This is a genomic window from Protofrankia sp. Cr1, from assembly GCF_963555865.1.
In the GTDB taxonomy this organism is placed as follows: domain Bacteria; phylum Actinomycetota; class Actinomycetes; order Frankiales; family Frankiaceae; genus Protofrankia.
The window spans coordinates 1-2627 of the sequence record NZ_CAUVXO010000675.1 but is presented as its reverse complement, the minus strand read 5'-3'; the positions used below and the strand labels follow the sequence as shown (position 1 = coordinate 2627).

Genomic DNA, 2627 nt, shown 5'->3' with positions numbered 1-2627 from the left:
GCCATCCAGTCAGGCCACGTTCCCGTCGCCGGCTGCCGCCACGCCGCCTCCATCATCTCGTAGGTCACCCGGCCAAGGAGAAGGGCATCGGCTCGTTCCAGATTGGCGGCGTGATGGCGATGCAACTCCTCGTCCGGGATCACCGCCCGGTGGTCGCAGCAGCCGTCGAGGGTGACGTTGATCGAGTATCGGAGCGGTCTCATAGGTTGCTCTCCCTTGCTGCGGTCGCAGGTACCTGGCGGACCGTCAGACCGGCGCCGCCGCCATTTCTCATCGGTCCCCCGGTCGGACCTGCTGGGAGGGCGCGAGGATCGCGCACTCGTAACACTGAAGGACCGGCGCCCTGTCCCGCAAGTGCCGGTCGAGGGCGGCGCTGGCGAGGCTGTCGTGTCCCCCCGGTGTCAGCACGCTGCGTGACGAGATGGCCATGAGTGGGCAGCGTCTGTTGGCCGCCAGTGGGCGGATCCCGATGGCCGCCCACATGCCACCGACGATTCCTCGTCGCGGGCCAGCCCCGGGTCGAGCAACATCAATTGTCCCGGAACACCAGCACGCGCAGCCACACGGGCCAGATTCGCTGAGACGGCGGTCGACGATGCCCCATACGTGCCAGATTCGCTGAGACAGGCACACCCTGGATCGTCTCAACGAATCTGGCACGCCCTGGCAGACGCCATGATCACAAGCCAGCTTCGCTGAGACGGGACACGAGACCGGCGACGCTCAAGCCTGCCCCTGGGTTGGGCGCTGTCCCGTGACGGTGAAGATTCCGATCCGTCATTGAATCTTGCTTGCCCGGCGTCTCCTGACGTTGTAGTGTCCTCGACATCTTGATCGTCTGTGTTGGGGGTGGCTGAGAGTGGTGGCGGCGCCGGCTGCGGACGCCGTCGACCCGGGGTTCGAGCTGCGTTATCTCGACGCGCGCGGGCTGGAGTGCGGTGAGGTCGCTGCGTCGTGGCCGGGGCTGCGCCCTGAGGGTTTCCCGCCGGTCCGGGAGTTTCGGTGGGCGCGGGGGCAGCGGCATATGCCGGGCCTGTGGTGGTCGGCGACGACCGGCGGGCATGTGGGATACGAGTCCTGGCTCGAGCGGGACCACCTGATGTTGCTGGACTTCGACCCGGCGGTCGTGGCGATCTCGACGCAGCCGTTCTGGCTCTGCTGGCGTGACGACGCTGGCCGGTCGAGGCGTCATGCGCCGGACGCGTTCGCCCGGCTGGTGGACGGTACCGGCGTGGTCATCGACGTGCGGCCGGACGACCGGATCGAGCCGCGGGACGCGGAGGCGTTCGAGGCGACCAGGCAGGCGTGTGAGCTGGCGGGGTGGCGTTTTCGGCGGGTGGGCGCGGTGGATCCGGTGCGGACGGCGAACGTGGCGTGGCTGTCGCGGTATCGCCATCGACGGTGCGGATCGCCGGATGTGGCGGAACTCCTGGTGAAGGAGTTCGCCGAACCGGCGCCGCTGCTGGCCGGGGCGGAAGCCGTCGGTGATCCGCTGGCGGTCCTGCCAGTGCTCTTCCACCTGCTGTGGTGCCACAGGCTGGCGGCGGACCTGACGGTTCGGCTGACCGCGGCCACGGCTGTCAGTCTGGCTTCGGGGCCGGGGGGCGCTGGATGAGCGGGGCCAGGCGGCCGGGTGGGCTTGGGATCGGGGATCGGGTGCGGTTCGACGACCGCGGCCAGACGGTGATCGGGGTCGCCGGCCCGGTTGTCCGGCTGGCGGACCCGGCGGGTCAGGTCGTGACCATCAGCGTGTCCGCGTTGCTGGCCGATGAGGACTTCGCCGTGCTCGACGGGCTGCCGCGCGGCGGGCTGCCGGCGGTGTCGCCGCTCGAGGGTCTGTCAATATAACGGCTCAGACAAGATTTTCGTAGCTGAAGATCGAATCTGGTGGGGCCGTGACGGCAGGTCAGTTCGGGTGCATGCTGGCTGGTGTGTGACATCGACTTGGCGGCCTTACTGCCGCAGTTGGCCGCGGTGCGAGTGGATGCGGTGGAGCCCGGTACGGGCGTGGTCCGGATCACGGCGCGGTCCCGGGAGGGTGTGGCGGTCGCGTGCCCGGCGTGCGGATGGTCCTCGGCGTGGGTGCACAGCAGGTATGTGCGGCACGTGGCCGACGAGGCGGTCGGCGGCCGTCCGGTCCTGATCGATCTGTCGGTGCGCCGCTTGTACTGCGAGAACCCCGCCTGTCCAAAGACCACGTTCGTGGAGCAGGTGACCGGGCTGACCGCCCGCTATCAGCGACGCACTCCCGCCCTGCACCGGCAGCTGGGCGCGGTCGCGGCGGCCCTGGCGGGGAAAACCGCCGCCCGGCTGCTGCCGTACCTGCACCAGGCGGTCAGCTGCAGCACGCTGCTACGCCTGCTGATGGCGCTGCCGCTGCCCGAGCTGTCGGTGCCCACAGTGCTGGGGGTCGATGACTTCGCGTTGCGGCGAGGGCGCCGCTACGCCACCATCCTGATCGACGCCGTCACCCACACCCGCGTGGACGTGCTGCCCGACCGCACCGCCGGAACGCTCACCGCCTGGTTACGCGCCCACCCCGGTGTGGAGATCGTCTGCCGGGACGGCTCGGCCTCCTACGCCCAGGGAATCACCGACGCCCTGCCCGGTGCGGTGCAGGTTAGCGA

Annotated in this window: 3 protein-coding genes and 1 pseudogene; 3 read left to right on the top strand and 1 reads right to left on the bottom strand. The window is 69.7% G+C overall.

Annotation, left to right across the window (positions count from 1 at the left end):
- A pseudogene (locus U9980_RS27820) lies at nt 1-203 on the bottom strand (deaminase); the annotation flags it as partial.
- 656 nt (nt 204-859) lie between these two features.
- Between U9980_RS27820 and U9980_RS27815 the strand changes: the two are divergent.
- From U9980_RS27815 to U9980_RS27805, 3 genes are all read left to right on the top strand, one after another.
- Nucleotides 860-1615 carry a TnsA-like heteromeric transposase endonuclease subunit gene (locus U9980_RS27815; protein WP_322770645.1) on the top strand — a complete coding sequence of 252 codons (756 nt, stop codon included), beginning with the start codon at nt 860-862 and terminating at the stop codon, nt 1613-1615.
- On the top strand, nt 1612-1848 hold the full coding sequence (locus tag U9980_RS27810; protein ID WP_322770644.1) for a hypothetical protein: 237 nt from the start codon (nt 1612-1614) through the stop codon (nt 1846-1848). Before U9980_RS27815 ends, U9980_RS27810 begins: the two co-directional genes overlap by 4 nt.
- An 81-nt stretch (nt 1849-1929) precedes the next feature.
- Nucleotides 1930-2627 (top strand): ISL3 family transposase (locus U9980_RS27805; protein ID WP_322770643.1); only part of this gene is annotated, 698 nt, incomplete at its 3' end.